General features: G+C 59.7%; 20 protein-coding genes. 12 read left to right on the top strand and 8 right to left on the bottom strand.

Going from position 1 to position 21574, the window contains the following annotated elements:
• Nucleotides 1-30 precede the first annotated feature (30 nt).
• Entirely contained in the window at nt 31-792 is a 762-nt protein-coding gene (locus K290_RS0104265; protein WP_028750725.1) for a DeoR/GlpR family DNA-binding transcription regulator, read from the top strand.
• A 12-nt stretch (nt 793-804) separates the two neighbouring features.
• Here K290_RS0104265 and K290_RS0104260 read toward each other — a convergent pair whose 3' ends face one another.
• Nucleotides 805-1395, bottom strand: a complete 591-nt coding sequence (locus tag K290_RS0104260; RefSeq protein WP_245276467.1) for a phosphatase PAP2 family protein — start codon at nt 1393-1395, stop codon at nt 805-807.
• Here K290_RS0104260 and K290_RS0104255 point away from each other — a divergent pair.
• Nucleotides 1394-1870, top strand: coding sequence for a DUF2127 domain-containing protein (locus K290_RS0104255; protein WP_028750723.1), 477 nt, complete (start codon nt 1394-1396; stop codon nt 1868-1870). The genes K290_RS0104260 and K290_RS0104255 overlap by 2 nt on opposite strands.
• A 31-nt stretch (nt 1871-1901) precedes the next feature.
• On the opposite strand, the gene K290_RS0104250 is transcribed toward K290_RS0104255, so the two are convergent.
• Together K290_RS0104250 and K290_RS0104245 are read right to left on the bottom strand one after the other, a co-directional pair.
• Nucleotides 1902-2909, bottom strand: coding sequence for an asparaginase (locus K290_RS0104250; protein WP_028750722.1), 1008 nt, complete (start codon nt 2907-2909; stop codon nt 1902-1904).
• 110 nt (nt 2910-3019) lie between these two features.
• Nucleotides 3020-3643: a helix-turn-helix transcriptional regulator gene (locus K290_RS0104245; RefSeq protein ID WP_028750721.1), complete on the bottom strand. Its 624-nt coding sequence runs from the start codon at nt 3641-3643 to the stop codon at nt 3020-3022.
• 99 nt (nt 3644-3742) lie between these two features.
• Here K290_RS0104245 and K290_RS0104240 point away from each other — a divergent pair, with 99 nt between their 5' ends.
• Complete coding sequence (locus K290_RS0104240; RefSeq protein ID WP_028750720.1) at nt 3743-5167, top strand: MFS transporter; 1425 nt, start codon at nt 3743-3745, stop codon at nt 5165-5167.
• Here the strand turns inward: K290_RS0104240 and K290_RS0104235 are convergent.
• From K290_RS0104235 to K290_RS0104220, 4 genes are all read right to left on the bottom strand, one after another.
• Nucleotides 5148-6146: an NAD(P)H-quinone oxidoreductase gene (locus K290_RS0104235; protein WP_028750719.1), complete on the bottom strand. Its 999-nt coding sequence runs from the start codon at nt 6144-6146 to the stop codon at nt 5148-5150. The genes K290_RS0104240 and K290_RS0104235 overlap by 20 nt on opposite strands.
• 79 nt (nt 6147-6225) lie before the next feature.
• Nucleotides 6226-8031 (bottom strand): GGDEF domain-containing protein, encoded by a 1806-nt coding sequence (locus K290_RS0104230; RefSeq protein WP_028750718.1) that lies wholly within the window; start codon nt 8029-8031, stop codon nt 6226-6228.
• A 206-nt stretch (nt 8032-8237) separates the two neighbouring features.
• On the bottom strand, nt 8238-8489 hold the full coding sequence (locus K290_RS0104225; RefSeq protein ID WP_028750717.1) for a ribbon-helix-helix domain-containing protein: 252 nt from the start codon (nt 8487-8489) through the stop codon (nt 8238-8240).
• 231 nt (nt 8490-8720) lie between these two features.
• Nucleotides 8721-9269 (bottom strand): HdeD family acid-resistance protein, encoded by a 549-nt coding sequence (locus tag K290_RS0104220; protein ID WP_028750716.1) that lies wholly within the window; start codon nt 9267-9269, stop codon nt 8721-8723.
• A 147-nt stretch (nt 9270-9416) separates the two neighbouring features.
• Here K290_RS0104220 and betI point away from each other — a divergent pair, with 147 nt between their 5' ends.
• From betI to K290_RS0104200, 4 genes are all read left to right on the top strand, one after another.
• Nucleotides 9417-10028 carry a transcriptional regulator BetI gene (gene betI, locus K290_RS0104215; RefSeq protein WP_028750715.1) on the top strand — a complete coding sequence of 204 codons (612 nt, stop codon included), beginning with the start codon at nt 9417-9419 and terminating at the stop codon, nt 10026-10028.
• 1 nt (nt 10029) lies between these two features.
• Nucleotides 10030-11499, top strand: coding sequence for a betaine-aldehyde dehydrogenase (gene betB, locus K290_RS0104210; protein ID WP_028750714.1), 1470 nt, complete (start codon nt 10030-10032; stop codon nt 11497-11499).
• A gap of 208 nt (nt 11500-11707) precedes the next feature.
• Complete coding sequence (gene betA / locus K290_RS0104205) at nt 11708-13357, top strand: choline dehydrogenase (RefSeq protein WP_028750713.1); 1650 nt, start codon at nt 11708-11710, stop codon at nt 13355-13357.
• Nucleotides 13358-13514: 157 nt separating this feature from the next.
• Nucleotides 13515-14876, top strand: coding sequence for a chloride channel protein (locus K290_RS0104200; RefSeq protein ID WP_028750712.1), 1362 nt, complete (start codon nt 13515-13517; stop codon nt 14874-14876).
• A 7-nt stretch (nt 14877-14883) separates the two neighbouring features.
• On the opposite strand, the gene K290_RS0104195 is transcribed toward K290_RS0104200, so the two are convergent.
• A complete protein-coding gene (locus K290_RS0104195; protein WP_028750711.1) occupies nt 14884-15330 on the bottom strand; it encodes an RrF2 family transcriptional regulator in 447 nt (148 codons plus the stop codon).
• 490 nt (nt 15331-15820) lie between these two features.
• On the opposite strand from K290_RS0104195, the gene K290_RS0104190 reads away from it, so the two are divergent.
• From K290_RS0104190 to K290_RS0104165, 5 genes are all read left to right on the top strand, one after another.
• Nucleotides 15821-16555 (top strand): phosphoadenylyl-sulfate reductase, encoded by a 735-nt coding sequence (locus K290_RS0104190; RefSeq protein ID WP_028750710.1) that lies wholly within the window; start codon nt 15821-15823, stop codon nt 16553-16555.
• 127 nt (nt 16556-16682) lie between these two features.
• Complete coding sequence (gene cysD, locus K290_RS0104185; protein WP_028750709.1) at nt 16683-17636, top strand: sulfate adenylyltransferase subunit CysD; 954 nt, start codon at nt 16683-16685, stop codon at nt 17634-17636.
• A 1-nt stretch (nt 17637) separates the two neighbouring features.
• Nucleotides 17638-19122 carry a sulfate adenylyltransferase subunit CysN gene (gene cysN / locus K290_RS0104180; RefSeq protein ID WP_028750708.1) on the top strand — a complete coding sequence of 495 codons (1485 nt, stop codon included), beginning with the start codon at nt 17638-17640 and terminating at the stop codon, nt 19120-19122.
• Between the two features lie 220 nt (nt 19123-19342).
• A complete protein-coding gene (locus K290_RS0104170) occupies nt 19343-19690 on the top strand; it encodes a hypothetical protein (RefSeq protein ID WP_028750706.1) in 348 nt (115 codons plus the stop codon).
• Between the two features lie 407 nt (nt 19691-20097).
• Nucleotides 20098-21165 carry a porin gene (locus K290_RS0104165; RefSeq protein ID WP_028750705.1) on the top strand — a complete coding sequence of 356 codons (1068 nt, stop codon included), beginning with the start codon at nt 20098-20100 and terminating at the stop codon, nt 21163-21165.
• Nucleotides 21166-21574: the final 409 nt, after the last annotated feature.

The following is a 21574-nucleotide window of genomic DNA, read 5'->3' as shown; positions in this document are numbered from 1 at the left end:
TGTTTCATGAATTACCGTGCGGAAATAGACATGCTTACAGGGCAACGAAGGACCCTCATCCTCGATATTCTGCGGCGCGACGGCCAGGTGATTGCCAAGAGGATCGCGGATGATTTCGGCCTATCCGAAGACACGATCCGCAGGGACTTGAGGGAAATGGCGGCGGAACGGCTGCTGACGCGCGTGCATGGCGGCGCGCTGCCGCTCGCACCGGAGCTACCGGATTTCTCAGCACGAAGAGGCGTGTCACCGGATGTGAAGCGGCAACTCGGTGCCTTTGCGGCGAAAATGGTTCAACCGAGACGAACGGTGTTTCTCGACGGCGGGACGACGACTGCGGAAATCGCCCGCCATCTTCCGAGGAGCTTTGCCTTCACGGTCGTCACGCATAGCCCGACGATCGCGGCCGAGCTGGAACATCATCCGACAGCCGAGGTGATCCTGATCGGCGGCAAGCTCTACAAGCACTCGATGGTGGCGACAGGCGCAGCGGCTATGGCGGCAATTTCATTGGTGCGGCCAGATATCTTCTTCCTGGGCGTCACCGCCATCCACCCCGTTCACGGCCTTTCGACCGGCGATTTCGAGGAGGCAGCCATCAAGCGGCATATCGCGCAATGTTCGGCGGAGACCTATGTAATGGCAACCCAGGAAAAGCTGGATGCCGCCTCTCCATGCCATATCCTGCCCATCAGGGCGGTTTCGGGCATGGTCGTGCCGTCTGATATCACCGAGGCGAGCCTGGCGCCCTATCGCAGCGCAGAGGTTCCCATTTTCGCCGTCGGCGATTGAAAATAGGTGCGTTCAAAGCAGGCCGGTAATCCACCTGTCCAACTTCGAGTCTTCGCGATAGGCCATGTTTATGACAGCCGCCGAAACGATAGCTGTCGCGGCGCCGCCGAGAATGTCGGTGATATAGTGTGTCCCGACATAGATTCTGGACAGACAGATCAACAGAGCGACAACGAAGAAGGCCATTCCTCTCCGCCACAGGCCACACAACAGGAAAGCCGCAACAATGGAGAATGTCGCGGTCGCGTGATCGGACGGAAACGACCAATCGGCGGAGCGATCGATGATCAGGTGCGTGATACCCGCATCATACGGGCGAATCCGGTGTAAAAACACCAGGATGATTTGATTGACGCCCAGTCCGATAAGAAAGGACAACCCGGCCACGATACAGGCATGCCGCACATGACTTTTGGAAGAGCGTCCGCTCCACCATTGCAGCGCAACCGCCAGAACGAGGAGCGGAACCCCGAATTGCGTTATCATGATCATGATACGGTCCAACATCGGACTTGTGCCTGCGGAACTATTGATCCATTGCGTGATTGTTTGATCCATGTGGTCATTCATCCGAAGCGGTTGACAGGAATTGTGATCGAGCATGAATGAACGCCGGATCCATCAGCTCTTTGAGATCAGCGTATTGTTGAAGGGAGCCCATGCCCTCATCGAATGTATTGGAGGAATAGCGCTCGCGCTCGTCAGCACCAATTCGATTGCTCATCTCGTGAATGCGCTCACCCAAGAGGAATTGATCGGAGATCCAAAAGACTTCATCGCCACTCACCTTCTCGCCTGGTCGCAAGACTTCTCCCTCGCGACCAAGAGCTTCTATGCTTACTATCTCCTGAGCCACGGTCTGGTGAAAGTGCTGCTCGTCATCGGCCTTCTCAGGGGCAAGCTATGGGCATATCCAGCATCTTTGGCGGCTTTGGGGCTTTTCATCGCGTACCAACTCTACCGCTTCACCGACACGCATGGCATCGGGCTTCTGGTGCTGACAGCCTTCGATCTAGTCGTCATGGGCTTGATTTGGCATGAGTACAGGCTCGTGCGGCAGCATCTGCCGACAAGGTAATGAACAAGTGCCGGAGAATAGGATCGGTGTTCTATGCCGTCAGCGCTGCTGCCGCTCTGATATCGCCGACATGAATGCCGTTCCAGTTGCTCATCGCCTTGTTGGCCATCTCCGTCAGACCGGCATGGACTTCGCTGCCCTTTTCAAAGAAGCGGGAGAGCGCGGCTGCAACCATCGTTTCGGCGGCGCGGGCGCTGCCATCATCGCATTTAACCGCAATCGCGACGCCCTGCTCAGGAATTGCAGCGCAGAAGACGCCTTCGGCGCCGGTCTTGGCGAAGATGCGGCCGGGGGCGACCTGCATCAGCTTGGTGCAGGCGCGGCCGGTGCCGGCAACATAGAAGGGTTCGGCCATGCAGGCTTCGAAGAGGCGGCGTGATGCTTTGGCGCGCAGCGGCTCCAGGCCATTGCCCGTCGCCATCTTGGCGAAGCCATGCGCCAGGCTTCGGAGCGGCACGGCGTAGTTCGGGATCGAGCAGCCGTCGGTGCCGCAATTGTCATGGCCGAGCGGCGTTCCGGTGAGGCTCTGCATCGTCGCGCGGATTTGCTGCTGCACGGGGTGGTCGTATCCGACATAGCCCTTGGGATCGATATCCTGATGGCAGCAGGCGCAAACGAAGCCGGAGTGTTTGCCGGAGCAGTTGTTATGCAGCGCCGTCGGCTTTCCGACGGTGCGCGCCTGGTGGATGGTCGTTTTCTGCTCGAAAGACCAATGCGCGCCGCATTCCAGCGCGCTGACATCCCGGCCGGCGCGGGCGAGCATGGAAGCCGCCAGCGCCACATGCGCGTCTTCACCGCTATGCGAGGAACAGGCCAGCGCCAATTCCATATTGCCGAAGCCATAGGCATCTGCCGCACCGCTTTCGACCAGCGGCAAGGCCTGCATCGCCTTGCAGGCCGAGCGCGGAAACACTCCACTCTCGATGTCGCCGAGCGACAGCACCAACTTCCCATCGCCATCGACGACGGCGACCGAACCGCGATGCCGGCTCTCAACGAGATTTCCACGGGTGACTTCGACGCAGACGGGATTGGACATGATGGGAAGCGCTCTTTGATTTGCGAGATACGCTACTGATAGCCGGTGAGCGGGGGATTGCCAACCGCCTCAGAAATCTATGGCCGTGGTGGCCACATAGCCGTTTCGCTTCAGATCGCTCGAATCCGATAGGCACAACGGCGCGCGCCGAGAAGGATGTGCTCCTCTCGCTCCACATCTGCCGCAAGTGTCGCACAAAACGTCTCAAGTTCGGACCGACAGAAGCCGGCGCATACCGTTGCGGCGGCGCAGATCGGGCAGTGGTTCTCCACCAGCACAAGCGAACCGTCCTCTTCCTGCCAATGATCAGCCATATAACCTTCACGCGTACGGATGGCGGCAAGCGTTGCGACGCGCGACGGCAGGTCGGCGGTGACGTCGATCTCGCTGCGGTAGCGCTTGAGCGTCTCCGTTTCACGGGCAGAAATGACCGCATCGACCGCGCTCTGCCCTAATTGCCTGGTCATGGTCGCCAGAAGTGTTGCGGTCAGGTCGGCATGGCCGTCGGGAAACTGGCGGTTGCCCGCGGCCGTCAGGTGCCAGAGCTGCCGCGGCCTGCCCCTGCCCGATGCGGCTTCCGTCACCGGCTCAACCAGCCCTTCCTCTCCCATCTTCGTCAGTTGCTGGCGAGCCGCTTCCGATGATATGCCGAGCGCACCACCGATCGTCGACGCGAGCTGCGGGCCGTCGGTTTTCAACAGGATCAGAATGCGGTTGACCGGCGATTGGCGCATTTTCCAAGTTTTCTCTTGTTTTAATTTCAACGCGATGTAATTTCCAATTTATAACTTGGAAAATTATTATTCGCTAGGGAAAATGCCGAGGATCATCCGATGTCGAGCATTCAAAACGCAGATACGTCCCGTTCCACCTCCATCTTCACGCTCTTCTCCGCTCAGCTTCTGCCGGCAACCTTGATGCTCGGCGGAGGCGTCGTCCTCTATGCCGTCGAATGCTACATCACCGCGACGATCGCGCCCTCCGTCGTTCGCGATATCGGCGGCTTGGAGCTGTTTTCCTGGATGACCACGCTTTTCGTCGCGGCCGGCGTTCTCGGCTCGATCTCGGTTGCGACACGGCCGAGAGGCATAGGCCTGCGCACGGTCTACATCGTGGCGGCGCTGATATTCGGCGCGGGAAACCTGATCTGCGCCGTCGCGCCGACGATAGAGATCGTGCTTGCCGGACGCGCCGTACAGGGCTTCGGTGCCGGGATGTTGGGCGCGCTTGGTTATACCTTCATCCGTTTCGTCTATCCAGAGCCGCTGTGGCGGAAAGCGTCAACACTTTACGCCGCCATATGGGGTGTCGCGACCGTGCTCGGGCCAACATTGGGTGGGCTGTTTTCGCAAGGCAGCGCCTGGCGCGAGGCCTTCATCATTCTCGTGCCGCTGGCGGGCCTAATGGCGCTCTCGGCCCCGTGGCTGCTGCCGCGCGTCGAGGATGATCGAGCGCAACAGAAGACACCATTCCTTCAGATTGCGCTTCTGCTTGGCGCGGTCTTGTTGGTAAGCCTTGCCGGAACCACCGGAAATATGTCGAGCAAGATCATACTCGTCGCTATTTCAGTGGCTTCCGTTTCCGCCATGCTCACCGTCGAACGAAAAAGCGCGAGCCGGCTTTTACCGCAAGGCGCGGTCATGCTCAGCAAGCCGATATCCCGGCTCTATCTGACGATGTTCACGATGATGTTGGTGCTGACCAGCGATATCTATATTCCGTATTTCCTGCAGACGCTGCATGGCGTGGCGCCGCTGGTTTCGGGCTATCTGGTCGCTTTGGTCGCTTTGGGTTGGACTTTCGCGGCGTTTTTCAGTGCGCCATTTTCCGGAAAACGGGCCAACGCTGCAATCATCGTCGGCTGCATACTTGAAGCCGTGGCCACCGCATCGCTTATCCCATTTCTGGCGAGAGACAATCCGTCCGGCGATCTTGTTGTGCTCGGCCCAGCTGTCGTCGCCATGTTCCTGATGGGTTTCGGCGTCGGTCTCGGCTGGGCGCATCTGGTGACCAAGGTCATCGGCCTTGTCGCCACTGCCGAACAGGACAGGGCGTCGGCTGCTATTTCGACGGTTCAGTCACTGGGCGGCGCCTTCGGCTCTTCCTTTGCGGGCGTCATCGTCAATGGCGCCGGTCTTGCCGATCCCGGCGGCGTCCCAGGCGGCCTGTCGGCGGCCACGTGGCTCTATGCGTTGATGGCCCTGCCTGGCCTCGTCGCCATTGCGATGTCGCTGACCCTCAAGCGAGCTTCAGCATGATCTTGCCGATGTGATTGCTGGTCTCCATCAGCTTGTGCGCCTCGACGACGTCTTCGAAGGCAAAGGTCCGGTAAATGACAGGAGCGACAGTGCCTTCATCGAGTAATGGCCAGACCTGGGAAACGAGGTCGTCGCGGATGGCTCGTTTTTCTTCCGCGGTGCGCGGGCGCATGGTCGACCCCGTTACCGTCAGGCGCTTGACCATGATCGGCTGCAGATTGGCCTTTTCAGCCACCGCACCGCCCAGGAAGGCGATGATCGACAGGCAGCCGTCCTTGGCAAGTGAGGCCAGGTTCTTTTCGAAATAGGCAGCACCGATCATGTCGAGCACGGCATCGACCCCCTGGCCGGTTTCCGCCTTGATGACCTCGGCAAAGTCTTCCTCTTTGTAGTTGATCGCCCGCGTCGCGCCGAGCTTCTCGCAAGCTTCGCATTTTTCCTTCGAGCCGGCGGTGGCGTAGACCGTTGCGCCGAAGGCTTTGGCGAGCTGGATCGCCGTCGTGCCGATGCCGCTGGAACCACCATGGATTAGGACGCTTTCGCCTTCGGTGAGGCCGGCCATCTGGAAGAGATTGGCCCAGACGGTGAAGAACGTCTCGGGCAGCGCGGCGGCGCGAACGGCGTCGTAGCCATTGGGAAATCGCAGTGCCTGGCCAGCGGGGAGAACGCAATATTCGGCATAGGCGCCGCCATTGGCAAGGCCGCAAACCTTATTGCCGATGGCAAATTCCGTGACGCCGCGCGCCACATCGACGACTTCGCCGGCGATTTCCAGGCCAAGAATGGGGCTTGCGTCCTTCGGCGGCGGATAAATGCCCTGGCGCTGGGCTACATCGGGCCGGTTGACGCCGGCCGCTTCGACGCGGACGAGGATTTCGCCATCCTTGAGCACCGGCAGGGGCCGGCGGGCGATCGTCATCACCTCGGGAGCGCCGAAGGACGGCAAATCCACAAAACGCATTTCAGATGGCAGCGGCATGGGTCACTCTCCTCTCCCAGCAAAGCAGTGGAGATAGTTTAGCGCATGCCGCTTGAAAAGAAGCCCGCACGGGAGGGCGTCAATTCGTCTCGCCCAGGCTCAGGAATGCAACGCCGGTTTCGTCTTCCTTCGCCCTTGTTTTGATACCGGCGATCGAGGTGCTGACGCGGTTGATATTCTCGATGACCAGGCCTTGGGGCAGCTCGAGAATGCCGATGGAGCAACGCATCAGCGGGAACAGCGCCTCCGCGCCGCTGCGGGCGTGCCCGCGGATACGGCCGGCGGCGCGGTCTTCGGCCGAATAGAATTCGCGGACGTCGGCGTGGAAATCGGCAAGCAGCCGATCCAGCACCTCGCGCAATTCGTCAACGCTCCAGCCGGTCGCGCCGATGAAGAAATCGTCGCCGCCGACATGGCCGAGGAAATGGCGCTCGGCGAAAAAATAGCGCCGTATCAGCGCCGCAAACAGCGAAATGGCATGGTCGCCGAGATGGAAGCCGTAGGCATCGTTGAAGGGCTTGAAATTGTCGAAGTCGCAATAGCAGAAGTGCCTGACCTCATCGCCGTCGCGACCGGCATTCTGCATGAAATCATGAATGGCGCGATTGCCCGGAAGCCCGGTCAGCGGATTCTGATCCTGCGCGATCTTGAGCTGCTTCTCGTTGATCACCTTGATCAGCGAGGCAGCCGAGACGATGCCGGCATAGTGCGTGCCCTCGGTGACGATCAGGCAATCGCTGCTTTCCATATTGGCGAAGATCGTCATCAGCGTATCGGCGTCGGAATCCAGACCGACGATTGGCGCCATCTCGACGAAATGCGAGATCGAACGCTCATAGACCTTGTTCTTCAACAGGTCGCGGCCAAAAGGCTGGTAGATATATTCCTTGAGCCGATATTCGTGCATGATGCCGCGCGGTTCGCCACTGGCGTTGACGACCGGAAAATAGGCTCGCCTCGGATTGCGGCGGAAGAGTTCGAAAACGCTGTCGATGCTGTCATTCTCGCGTATGGTCGGCAGCACTTCGATTTGCTTGCGGATGAGAATTTCATCCAGCGATTGGCTGTTGCGCGCCATTTTGCCGAGATCCTGCAGATGCGGAAAGGCGAGCTTCAGCTCGTTGATCAGCGTCGTCGGACGGGCAATGAACCAGCCTTGGACAAGATCGACACCGAATTCGCGGCAGATCAGGAACTCCGCCTCGGTCTCGATGCCTTCGGCGATGACACGCGTGCCCAGAACGTGGGCGATATGGACGAGGTTTCTGAGAATGTGGCGCTTGCGGGCGTTGCGATCGATATTGGCGACGAAATGCCGGTCGATCTTGAGATAGTCGACGGGATAGTCCGACAAGAGCTTCATTTCGCCGTGACCGACACCGAAATCATCGATCGCCAGTTTGAAGCCGGCATCGCGCATTTTGGCGACCAGATCGCAAAATTCCGGCACGCTGGTATTGTCGAAGCGCTCGGAAAACTCGAAGCAGACGCTGGACGGCGCGATGCCGGCCTTCTTCATGTGCTGCAGCAGACCGTCGACCAGTGTTTCGCCCTGCGGGATCAGCCGGACGTCGAGATTGAGGAAGAGGGTCGCAGTTCTGGCATTGGCAAGGGTCGCAAATTTCGCCAGCGCCCGGCTCGTCACCATCTGCTCAAGGCCCAGCAGTTGGCCGGTACGTTCGGCTTCGTCGAGGATTTGAATCGGGCTGTCGAAGCCGATGCGCTCCTGCCCGCGCATCAAGGATTCATAACCGAAAACCGTGCCGGTGCCCGTCTCTACGATAGGTTGGAACGCATTTTCGATAACGAGTTTAGCAAGCGTGACAATCTGGTCGCTGGCATACCGGCGCAAGACGCCGGGCTCGGTGGCGGCAGTCTGGGACATGCCCATCTCCACTTAGGAATTTCGATCTAAGTTTTTGAGTAAACTTTGGATTTGGAGCGTTTTGGCGCCAAGATGCGTCACAAGCGTCAACGAAACCTTTCCCCTATGTGAAAGTTTCGTGAATGGTAAAAGCGCCTTAACCTTGCCGAGCCGCCTCGATCCAAGAGGGCGGCTCAGAGTTTCATAAGGGATGCCGTGTTCGCCGCTCAGTTATGCCGGCGTCTTTCCGCCTCGTAGTCAGCAAACATATCGGCGACGCAGCGGCTGCTCTTTGCGACGCTCTCAGGATCATTGGCTGCGCGGGGCACATCGCAGATCTCACCGCGCTTGCGCGCGGCATCCCACATGCGCAGAGCCTCGCGCACGACCTCGCTGCTCGAAGCATATGTTCCGGTGTCGACGGCCGCGCGGATGCCAGCAGCCTGAAGCGGTGAGATGGAAACCGTTACCATCGGCATGATATTTCTCCCTTTTTAGTTCTTAAGAAAACTGTTTGCCGGAGATATATTCAAATGCATGTTCGCTGGAGCTTCGAAGATGCGTCTCGATAGAGACGCAGGCTTCAGATCACGGCGCCTACCGTTACGTCAGTCAGCACCACTCCCTTCCCCACGGAAGGCTTAAAAGAGTAACGCCGCTCACCCTTCTTGTCAAAAAGTAGTAGTTCGTTACCCCTCGTTTACACACCGCTACTGCCTAAGAGCGAGGCCGAAGGCCATCAGCGTCCAACCTTGAAAAATCAGATCGATTGCCAGGAAGAGGCCGAGAACCCAGAGACTGTTGACCGGCCAGCCGACGGCGATGGCAATGCCGGCGAATGCCGTCACCACGCCGCCGATGACAATCCAAATCCAACCTCGTTCCGGCCTCACCTTGCGTCCGACCCAGACGCGAAATGTGCCGGCTATGAGCAATGCGACGGCAAGAAACAGCGTCAGCGCTGCGGAGGCAAGCAACGGATTGGCGAAAGCAAGAATGCCGGCGGTCGTATAGAGCAGACCGCTGAGTACCCAAAACAGAATATGCTCCCATCCTCTGACCTGAAAGGCATGCGCCAGGTGAATGACCCCGCCGATCAGCATCAGCATGCCGATATAATAGACCGATACGACCGTGGCGATGAAGAGATTGCCGAACGCGATCCCGCCGCAAATGAGCAGGAATACACCAAGCGCGACGAACCATCCCCACTTGTCCCGCACGGCGGATGGCGGAACTTCATCCAGAACATTGACCATGACTGCACCTCCTCGTTCCCAGGAGCATGATACAGGATGTATTTCGGAAAGCGGCAGGAGATTCTGACGTCTATCAAACCGGCATCATTTTTTTGTTGATTGATCAGTCAATCAAAAATACAATGCCGCAAGCTTGTGGGGTGATTTATGCCGAAAGTCGGAATGGAACCGGTGCGCCGCAAGGCGCTTGTGGATGCGGCGATGCGCGTGATCGGCGATCACGGCTCGCTGACCGTCACCATGTCCGAAATCGCCAAGCAGGCGGGGGTATCTCCTGCCCTGGCCCATCATTACTTCGGCAGCAAAGAACAGTTGCTGATCGAAACCGTCCGGAGTCACCTACAGCGGCTGCGCGACAGCGTGGTGACGGAGCTCGGCGCCGCAAAGACGCCGCGAGAAAAACTATCCGCCATCATCCGCGTCAGTTTCCAGGCCGATCAATTCGCGCCGGAGACGATTGCCGCCTGGCTTGCCTTCTATGCCGAGGCGCAGCGTTCCGAGGAGACGCGCCGCTTCCTCGTCATCTATGCGAGACGGCTGCGCTCCAACCTGCTTGCAAACCTCAAGGCGCTGTGTCCGCGCGAAGACGCAGAACGTATTGCCGAGGGCGCTGCCGCGATGATCGATGGTCTCTATATCCGTCAAAGTCTGAGATCGGCGCCGATCAGCATCGAAGCTTCGATCGCGCTCACTGAAGATTACATCAACGCTCTGCTTGCGCCGCTTTCCCAAAAGGCCGCCCTTCAAAAGGACAGATAAAATGACTCTCAAAGCTCAGCCGAAAGCCTCGCATTTCATCGATGGAGAATATGTCGAGGATACCGACGGCACCGCAATCGAAAGCATCTATCCTGCGACGGGTGAAGTCATCGCCCGGCTGCATGCGGCAACTCCCGCCATCGTCGAAAAAGCGATTGCCGCTGCCCGCCGCGCGCAGCCGGAATGGGCGGCGATGAGCCCGACGGCGCGTGGCCGCATTCTGAAGCGCGCTGCCGAGATCATGCGCGAGCGCAACCGCGAGCTTTCCGAACTGGAAACCCTCGACACCGGCAAGCCGATCCAGGAGACGATCGTCGCGGACCCGACCTCGGGCGCCGACAGTTTCGAATTCTTCGGCGGCGTGGCCGCTGCCGGCCTCAACGGTTCCTATATCCCGCTCGGCGGCGATTTCGCCTATACCAAGCGTGTGCCGCTCGGCGTCTGCGTCGGCATCGGCGCCTGGAACTATCCGCAGCAGATCGCCTGCTGGAAGGGCGCGCCGGCGCTGGTGGCCGGCAACGCCATGGTGTTCAAGCCTTCGGAAAACACGCCGCTCGGAGCGCTGAAGATCGCCGAAATCCTGATTGAGGCCGGCCTGCCGAAGGGGCTCTACAACGTCATCCAGGGCGACCGGGAGACCGGGCCGCTGCTCATCAACCATCCCGATGTCGCCAAGGTGTCGCTGACCGGCTCGGTGCCGACCGGCCGTAAGGTCGCCGCATCCGCCGCGGGAAGCCTGAAGCACGTCACCATGGAACTCGGCGGCAAGTCGCCCCTGATCGTTTTCGACGATGCCGATCTCGACAGCGCCATCGGCGGCGCCATGCTCGGCAATTTCTATTCGACCGGCCAGGTTTGCTCGAACGGCACACGCGTCTTCGTCAACAGGAAGATCAAGTCCGAATTCCTGAAGCGCCTGAAGGCACGCACCGAGGCGATGGTGATCGGCGACCCCATGGATGAGGCGACGCAGATCGGCCCGATGGTGTCCTGGGCACAGCGCGAAAAGGTGCTGTCCTATATCGAGAAGGGCAAGGCGGAGGGCGCCACCCTGGTGGCCGGCGGCGGCATTCCCAACAATGTCGCCGGGGAAGGCTACTACGTTCAACCGACCGTCTTTGCCGACGTCACCGACGATATGACGATCGCCCGGGAAGAGATTTTCGGACCGGTCATGTGCGTGCTGGATTTCGATGACGAGCAGGAGGTGATCGCCCGTGCCAACGCCACCGAATTCGGCCTGTCCGGCGGCGTCTTCACCGCCGACCTCACCCGCGCGCACCACGTCGTCGACCAGCTCGAAGCCGGCACGCTCTGGATCAACACCTACAATCTCTGCCCGGTCGAAATTCCCTTCGGCGGCTCCAAGCAATCCGGCTTCGGCCGCGAAAATTCGCTGGCGGCACTCGAGCATTATTCCGAGCTGAAGACGGTCTATGTGGGGATGACCCCGGTGCAGGCACCTTATTGAACAACACCCTCGCCCCAACGGGGAGAGGGTCGCGCCGAAGGCGCGGGGTGAGGGGCGTTGCACCGTAAGGGGTATTCTTCGCTTTCGCTCAGAATGATCGCCGCATCGCGGCGAGCCCCCTCATCCGCCCTTTGGGCACCTTCTCCCCGCTGGGGAGAAGGGAGAACCCCACAGCCTCTGACGTACCCAAAGAATTCCGGAGACAAAAATGCAGGCAGATTTCGTCATCATCGGCTCGGGTTCCGCCGGCTCCGCCATGGCCTATCGGCTGTCGGAGGATGGCAAGCATTCGGTCATCGTGCTGGAATTCGGCGGCAGCGACGTCGGTCCCTTCATCCAGATGCCGGCGGCGCTTGCTTGGCCGATGAGCATGAAACGCTATAATTGGGGCTATCTCTCCGAGCCGGAGCCGCAGCTCAACAATAGACGGATCACCGCCCCCCGCGGCAAGGTCATCGGCGGCTCGTCCTCGATCAACGGCATGGTCTATGTCCGTGGCCACGCGGAGGATTTCAACCGCTGGGAAGCGCTCGGCGCACAAGGCTGGGCCTATGCCGATGTGCTCCCCTATTTCAAGCGGATGGAGCATTCGCATGGCGGCGAAGAGGGCTGGCGCGGGACCGATGGCCCCCTGCATGTCCGGCGCGGCGATGCCCGCAATCCACTGTTCCATGCGTTCATCGAAGCAGGCAAGCAGGCCGGCTTCGAGGCGACCGAAGATTATAACGGCGGCAAGCAGGAAGGCTTCGGCCTGATGGAGCAGACGACATGGGCCGGCCGACGCTGGTCGGCGGCGACGGCCTATCTGAAGCCGGCGCTGAAACGGCCGAATGTCCAACTGGTTCGTTGCCTTGCCCGCAAGGTGGTGATCGAAAACGGCCGCGCAACGGGCGTCGAAATCGAGCGCGGCGGCAAGATCGAGATCGTCACGGCAAACCGCGAAGTCATCGTCTCGGCCTCCTCCTTCAACTCGCCGAAGCTGCTGATGCTCTCCGGTATCGGCCCCGGCGCCCATCTGCAGGAGATGGGCATCGAGGTGAAAGTGAACCGGCCGGGCGTCGGCGCCAATCTGCAGGACCACATGGAATTCTATTTTCAGCAGACCAGCCTGAAGCCGGTCTCGCTCTATTCCTGGCTGCCCTGGTACATGCAGGGCATTGCCGGCGCGCAATGGATGTTCTTCAAATCCGGCCTCGGAACTTCCAACCAGTTCGAAGCCTGCGCCTTCGTACGCTCCGCACCAGGGGTCAAACAGCCTGATATCCAATACCACTTCCTGCCGGTCGCTATCAGCTATGACGGCAAGGCGGCGGCGCAGAGCCACGGATTCCAGGCGCATGTCGGCTATAACCTGTCGAAATCACGCGGCGCCGTGACGCTGCGCTCCTCCGATCCCAAGGCCGATCCCGTCATCCGCTTCAACTATATGAGCCATCCGGAGGACTGGGAAAAATTCCGCCACTGCGTGCGGCTCACGCGTGAAATCTTCGGGCAAGAGGCTTTCAACGAATATCGCGGCCCGGAAATCCAGCCCGGCCCCGACGTCCAGACCGACGAGCAGATCGACGCCTTCCTCCGCGAGCATCTGGAAAGCGCCTATCATCCCTGCGGCACCTGCAAGATGGGCTCGAAGGACGATCCCATGGCCGTGGTCGACCCGGACACGCGCGTCATCGGCGTCGATCATCTGCGGGTCGCCGACAGCTCGATCTTCCCGCATGTCACCTACGGCAATCTCAACGGTCCTTCGATCATGACCGGTGAAAAAGCCGCCGACCATATTCTTGGCAAGCCAAGGCTGGCGCGATCGAACCAGGAGCCCTGGATCAATCCGCGATGGGCGGTGAGCGACCGGTAAACGTCGATGGTTTCAATTTGCGGATGGAGCAGAGTCAATGTCGGCCTGACGTGAACAGCCGTAACACAGTTTGACTATCGTGACCTTTATCGGACGGTTAGATATTCGGACCCAAATTGCCGAATCTTAAATGGATAATCTGTCCGGTCCGAAATCCATGCATCCTATCTACCGCAAATCCAAACTCTTGCGCCGTTCTCGCGTCTTTTGGGGATCGATCCACCTTTGGCGGCCGCGGCTGGTGTTTTGGACGGGAGCTTTGGCAATCGGTGTGATCAGCGTCGGCTTCGCCAAATTGGCGGATCTGGCGCAGCACGCCTTCGCCCGAGTGACGAGTTCCGGGGAATGGACCTCCTTGTTACCGCTTCTGCTGACGCCGCTCGGTTTCGTGCTCTCGGCGTGGCTTGCGGCGACGTTGTTTCCGAATTCTCAAGGCAGCGGCATTCCGCAGGCGATTGCGGCGCGGCATCTGCATCATGAAGACGACCGCACGAAGCTGCTGTCGCTCCGGCTTGCCTTTGGGAAGATCATGTTGACCATTCTCGGGCTGTTCTGCGGCGCCTCGATCGGCCGCGAGGGACCGACGGTGCAGGTGGGCGCCTCCTTCATGCTGGCAGTCGCCCGTTTCAGCGGCATGGCGCAGGCCAAGGGGTTGATCCTTGCCGGCTCCGCGGCGGGCATTGCGGCAGCCTTCAACACGCCGCTCGCCGGCATCGTTTTTGCCATCGAAGAAATGAGCCGCACCTATGAATCGCGGGCCAACGGTCTGGTGCTCACTGCGGTTATTCTTTCCGGCCTTGCAGCCCTCGGTCTCTCCGGCAGCTACAATTATTTCGGCACGGCCAATGCCGCTCCGGCCACGCTTGCAGATTGGGGCCTCGTCTTCATCTGCGGTGTGGGCGGCGGCGCGCTCGGGGCGGCTTTCAGCGGTTTTGCGCTCTATGCCGGCATACGCATCCGCCGATGGGCCCAGCCTCAGCCCCTCACGCGCATGCTGATACTCGCCGGCTGCTGCGGCCTCGTGGTGGCCGCCATCGGCGTCACGTCCGGCGGCAGCACGTTCGGCACCGGCTATGCTCAGGCGCGCGGCGCCGTGGAGGGACATGCCCTGCCCCAGCTGTTCTTTATCGAAAAGCTGCTGGCGGGTTTCCTGTCGATGATATCAGGCATTCCGGGCGGCATTTTCGCGCCCTCCCTTGCCGTCGGCGCCGGTTTCGGCAGCACGGTCGGCACGCTTATCGGCAGCAGCATCGCGCTGGCTGCGATCCTCGGCATGGCAGGTTATTTCGCAGGCGTCGTGCAGGCACCGATGACGGCCTTCGTCATCATCCTGGAAATGACTGGCGATCACCAGGCCGTCATCCCGATCATGGCGGTATCGATGATCGGCTATGTCACCTCGCGCCTCCTATCGCGCGAACCGCTCTATCACGGCCTGTCGCGCGTTTTCATCGCAGCGGCGATTCGGGCGCGGCGAGCGATCGAGAAGGAAGCTGGCGAGGAGCATGCCGCCGGCTGAAATCTCATCAAGCCAAGAGCCGGGCGACTTCCGTGTTATTGGGGAGTGCCACTGCGTCGGCGATGGTGGTCGAGAACAGGACCTTGCGAGTGGCATCGGCGACCCTGGCGAAAACGTGGCGGATTTCGCAGGTCTGCTCGCCGTCGCAGTCGTCGCAGCGACGATAGGCGGTTATGGAAAGACAGGGCAGCGGCGCGATTGGCCCGTCTATGATGCGCAGGATCTCACCGAAGGTGATTTCGTTCGCAGGCTTGCGCAGGAGATAACCGCCCTGTTTGCCGCGGCGGCTGATAACGATACCCCGATGTTTCAGGTCGAGAAGAATCTGCTCCAGAAATTTCTTCGGGATCTTCTGCTGCGCAGCAATATCGGAAATCATAACCGGCTCCCCCGCTTCGGCCTGAGCCAGAGCAGACAGCGCCCGCAACGCATATTTTGCTTTCTGAGTGATCATTTCGAACCGCTACACACACATACGATGCGCTCAACCCGATACATCCGGCCACATCGTTTCGGAACTCTCAATAGTTTCGCCAAGCTTTCATCCCGCATCAACACGCGGATAACGAAAAGCTTGGGCCGTGCCGGCAACCCAGCCTTGTTTTCATTCTTATCGATATGCCCGTAGTTTAGGGCAAAATTCCGCGTTCCGCATCATTTTGACCATCACTTCCGATTTCCATTTGACAAGCCGCGTGTAACCCTACTATTTCTATAGACATTAAAGCAAGCACTTAGATATGACTAGTCTTATCGGTGCCGCTACGCCGACCGGCCTCAGAGGGCAAAACGTCTTGGTTAACAGCCGAGGCGGTCGCTTTTCCGTATGGAAGCGGCTTCATGGAGATATTTGCTCTCTATTCCCTCGCTTTCGAAATCCATTTTTCTGTCCGCCCCCCTGACAAGCTGCGATACTCCCCGGCAATATCAGGACAGGAATCTCCATGACTGCCATCAATCCTATCGAAGAAGCCGGAACGCTGAACAGCCAGTTGGCGGCGCTTGATCTGGCCGGCCGCCTGTCTTTGATCGCGGGGCTTGGCGGCCATGCCGTCTTTACAACCTCCCTCGGGATCGAAGATCAGGTCATCACGGCGGAGATCGGCAACCATCGCCTGCCGATCGAAGTGGCAACGCTGCAGACCGGCCGTCTTTTTCCCGAGACGCTCAAGCTGATTGACGAAACGGAAAACCAATACGACATCCGTATCAGCCGTTACGAGCCGGAGCAGGCCGATATCGATGCTTATGCGGAGAAATATGGCCTCAACGGTTTCTACGAAAGCGTGGAAGCCAGGCATGCCTGTTGTGGCGTGCGCAAGCTGAAGCCGCTTGCGCGCGCACTTTCCGGTGCCACGATCTGGGTCACCGGCCTGCGCCGCGGCCAGTCGGCCAATCGCGCCGATACGCCTTTTGCCGAATACGACCCGGAGCGCAATCTCATCAAGGTCAATCCCCTTGCCGACTGGGACATTGACGTGATCCGCGCCTATGTCGCCGACAACGGTGTGCCGGTGAACCCGTTGCACCAGCGCGGCTATCCCTCTATTGGCTGTGAACCCTGCACCCGCGCCATCAAACCGGGCGAGCCCGAGCGGGCCGGCCGCTGGTGGTGGGAAAACGACGAGAAGCGCGAATGCGGCCTGCATGTTCATGAGGAAGCAGCCGCCGCACAGTGAGATATCCCGCCGGGTCCCGGCACCGGTCGAGGCGCAGTTGAACCTGCCGCCAGCCTGTCGGGAACCAACGCACCTACTATTCCGGCCAGCCTCCCGGTCGGAACCATCTGAAGTTCTGGAGTTAGAAATGCCCGATAGCCGTCCGGATACGGAACTCTCCAATCCGCAGAGCACCAAGCCGCCGCTCGACCCGCATCTCAAGGCGCTGGAAAACGAGTCGATCCACATCTTCCGCGAAGTGGCGGCCGAATTCGAGCGTCCGGTGATGCTGTATTCGATAGGCAAGGATTCCTCCGTGCTGCTGCATCTGGCCCGCAAGGCCTTTTATCCCGGCCGCGTGCCCTTCCCGCTGCTGCATGTGAACACCGGCTGGAAATTCGCCGAGATGATCACCTTCCGCGACGAGATCGTGAAGCGATACGACCTCGACCTGATCGAACACATCAATCCGCGCGGCAAGGCAGAAAACATCACGCCATTCACCCATGGTTCAGCACGCTACACCGACATCATGAAGACGGAAGCGTTGCGCCAGGCGCTCGACGCAGGTCAATTCGACGCCGCTTTCGGCGGTGCCCGCCGCGACGAAGAGGCCTCGCGCGCCAAGGAGCGCATCTACTCCTTCCGCACGCCGGACCATCGCTGGGATCCCCGCAATCAGCGTCCGGAACTCTGGAATGTCTATAACGGTCAGATCCGCAAGGGCGAAAGCGTCCGCGTCTTCCCGCTGTCGAACTGGACCGAGGTCGATATCTGGCGCTACATCCAGGCCGAGGACATTCCGATCGTGCCGCTCTATTTCGCCGAGAAACGCCCGGTCGTCGAACGCGACGGCATGATGATCATGGCCGCCGATCCGCGGCTTGAACTGCTGCCCGGCGAAGTCAAGCGCGAGGAGGTCATCCGCTTCCGTACACTCGGCTGCTTCCCGCTGACGGGCGCGATCCGCTCGACTGCCACCACCCTTGAAGACGTTATTGCAGAGCTGGAAATTGCCACCGTTTCCGAACGACAGGGACGCGCTATCGACCGCGACCAATCCGGCTCCATGGAAAAGAAGAAGCGTGAAGGATATTTCTGAGATGACCGCAGCCGCAACCGCAAACGTCGTCACCCTGCCGGCCTCCGAGCCCGCCAAGGCAGTGCGCGATACGCGCCCGCTTCGCCTGATCACCTGCGGCAGCGTCGATGACGGCAAATCCACGCTGATCGGCCGTCTGCTCTGGGACACCAAGGCCGTCAAGGAAGACCAAGCCGCCACGCTGCAGCGCGATTCCACCGGCAAGCAGAACGATCTCGGCCTGCCCGACTTCGCACTTCTGCTTGACGGCCTTCAGGCCGAGCGCGAACAGGGCATCACCATCGATGTCGCCTACCGCTATTTCTCGACCGACAAGCGCTCCTTCATCGTCGCCGACACGCCCGGCCATGAGCAATATACCCGCAACATGGCGACCGGCGCCTCCACCGCCGATCTCGCGGTGCTGCTGGTCGACGCGCGCATGGGCATCCTCGAACAGACGCGCCGCCATGCGACGATCGCTTCGCTGCTCGGCATCAAGCAGTTCGTGCTTGCCATCAACAAGATCGACCTGACGAACTACGACCGCGCAGGTTTCGAGAAGATTTCGCATGATTTCCGCGAATTCGCTCTGTCGCTCGGCGTCAAGCAGATCACCGCCATCCCCATGTCGGCGCTGAAGGGCGAGAACGTCGTCTATTCGGGCCAGGCCGCCATGCCGTGGTACACCGGTCCGACGCTGGTCGAGACGCTGGAACTTGCCACCGTGCGTTCGGCACAGGCGGTCGGCTTCCGCCTTTCGGTTCAGCGCGTGTCGCGGCCGGGCGAAAGCTTCCGCGGCTATCAGGGCACCGTTGCCGGCGGTTCGGTAAAGCCGGGCGACAGTGTCATGATCCTGCCGTCGGGCATGGTCGCCAACGTTTCCAAGATCGTCACCTTCGATCTCGTCCGCAATGCAGCCGTCGCAGGAGATGCTATCACGCTCGTGCTCGACCGGCAGGTGGACGTGTCGCGCGGTGACATGATCGTCGCCATCGACAGCCAGCCGCAATCCGGCCTCTCGTTCGACGCGCAGATCGTTGCGCTGCAGCCGGAAGGTATCGAGCCCGGCAAACGCTATTGGCTGAAGAGCGGCAGCCGCCGCCAGCGCGTGCAGGTGCAGCCGATCGCTCAACTCGAGCTGAAGACCGGCGCCTGGGCACCCGCACAGTCGCTGTGGATGAACGCGATCGGTAAGGTCCGTCTCTCCTTCGACGAAGCTGCGGTGTTTGATCCCTACGACCAGAACCGCTCGACGGGCTCCTTCATCCTGATCGACCCCGAAAGCAACAACACGGTGGCCGGCGGCATGATCACCGGCAAGCGCGCCGACCTCGGCGGCATCCATAAGGATGGCCAACGCGTGCTCCTGTCGCTGCCAGCCGATCTTGCGGATCAGATCATGGCCAGCGAACTCTTCTCCAGCCGCCGCGACGAAACCGAAGTCCGCCGCGTGACCGCAGCACAGGCGGCGGAAATTTGGGCAAACGCCGCCAGCGATATCTGATCGGCGTTAGATTCCTGATGAAAAGGGGCCCGCGGGCCCCTTTTTGGTGAAAATCTGAGCTGTGAGCGCCTTCAGCTTTGCCTGGCGCGCAACAATATATTTCGCGAACACACAAAATGTGTGCACCGCAAGACGGCAATCGCAACTGCTGAGAAAGACCTGAGACTGGAGTTTCGGTTGGTCATTGCTGTACAATAGCCCCATGATATCAGGTCGGTTTTTGAAAATTCTCGCTTGGAGCTACATCGCGGCACTCGTTGCGGTGACCCTTGCGCATCTCAATTTGCAGGCCCAACTTGGTGATCCCTTCAACATGTATCGTGCCGGCGCACTTTGCGTCGCGGGCATGTTGGCTCGACTTGCTTATCCGCAGTCGCCTTCGTTCACCTGCCTATTGATGATCGGCAGTGTCTCGGTGCTTGGCCTGTCGCATTTTCTGGCGACTGGAAGTTACGGCTCTTCGATGGATATCATCGTCGACATGTCCGGCGGCCTTTGGGGCATCGCAATCGGCGCCATGCTGAGCAGGCTGATATCGCCGACTTCGAAGCGAACCGCTCTGTATTAATCGGGCGCTCTTCAGCTCACCACACCTAAGTCCATCTGGCGACGTCGGCGTCGGCGTCGTTCTATTCGCATGCAGCCGTTCAGGTTGAACGTGCGCGTCTTCGAACATTGTCCTTGACGGCGGACACACTTCCTATCTCAAAGTGATTATTGCGCAGACAATATTACGGCAAACTTACTATCTGTGTTTGCAAATGTTGCATCCCTGCAACTAAAAATGAAAAATCACGAAAACGTCATTCTGGCAAAAATATATCATATAATTTTGCAGGAACTCAGGCTTAATGGCGCGCAGAAGCGGGTGGGGCCTGCTTCTCCCGAGTCGGGGTTTTTAACAGGGATAGGGTGAGGCACGTCGATTTTTCGGCGCGATGGCCTGTGCCCAATCTATATCGGATTGGAGTTTTTATGAATATCAAGAGCCTTCTTCTCGGCTCCGCTGCTGCGCTCGTAGCAGTTTCCGGCGCTCAGGCAGCCGACGCTGTCGTTGCCGCTGAGCCGGAACCGCTCGAATACGTCCGCATTTGCGACGCATACGGTGCAGGCTACTTCTTCATCCCGGGCACCGAAACCTGCCTCAAGATCGGCGGCATGGTCCGTACCGAAGGCGGCTGGTACAACGCCTACAATCCCGGTCCGGCCGGCGACCGCGGCACCTACTGGCACACCCGCGCTCAGCTCAGCGTCGACACTGCAACGGACACCGAATACGGTCCGCTGAAGACCAACACCGTCTACCGTTTCGACTGGAACGACGGCAACGCAACGACCACCAAGCTGCTTTGGGCTAACATCAGCCTCGGCGGCTTCCTCATTGGTAAGCAGGACTCGCAGTACAACCTGTACATGGGTTATGCCGGCAACGTCATCAACGACGACGTGGTCTATGACGGCCCGTACGAACTCAATCAGATCACCTACAGCTACGACGCCGGCAACGGCTTCACGGCAGTGATCTCGCTTGAAGATTCCAATTCCGGCGCTGGCGCAACCGGCGTCAACGGCGAAGACAGCTCGGACCATTACGCTCCGGACGTTGTCGCAGGTGTTGGCTATAAGGCTGGCAACTTCGGCTTCAAGATCGTCGGCGGTTACGACTCGATCGTCGAAGAAGGTGCTATCAAGGCTCGCGCCGATGCCGACTTCGGCGTCTTCAAGGCGTTCATCATGGGCGGCTGGAACACGGACGGCGACAAGCTGAACAAGTACGCCAGCTCGAACGGCGCAGGCCCGGCCAAGGGCATCGGCTGGGGCGATTGGGCTGTTTGGGGCGGCGTCACCGTTCCGATCAACAACAAGCTGCAGGCCAACGCTCAGGTTGCCTACACCGACTCGAAGATCTTCGCAGCTACCGCCAACCTCCGTTGGAACCCGGTCAAGAACCTGCTGGTTCAGCCGGAAGTTTCCTACACCAACTGGGACTCCATCAACCAGGACCAGTGGGCTGGCGTTCTGCGCTTCCAGCGTAGCTTCTAAGACCTCATTTCTGAGATCTGATCTGACTTGACCCCTGATCGGATGGAGGCCGGCCTGACTTCCAGCGAAGTTGGGCCGGTCCTTCCGGGACGGGCTTCGCCTACACTCCCTGATCGCTATTCATCGGATTGTCAACATCCGAAGGTAGAATTTTATTTTTGTCATATTATATATAATATTGGTCTGCGGCGGTGAATTCTCAACGCCAACACTGATCGCATTATCTGGTAAATTCGCCGCAGGCCGAAGAGGCTGGCAGCGGTTCCGGACGGTCGTGCTGCAAAAGCGGCAAGCCGCCGGGGTGAAGATTGTGGCAATGCCCTCAACATCATCGACAAGCCGACTTTTTTGTCGTAGAGACGCCGCATGTCATTCACCTACGCAAATGCCTCGCGATTTTATTGGTACC

Source organism: Rhizobium leucaenae USDA 9039 (genome assembly GCF_000426285.1).
GTDB classification, from domain to species: domain Bacteria; phylum Pseudomonadota; class Alphaproteobacteria; order Rhizobiales; family Rhizobiaceae; genus Rhizobium; species Rhizobium leucaenae.
The sequence above is the reverse complement of the archived record's forward strand: the minus strand, read 5'-3'. Positions and strand labels throughout refer to the sequence as shown.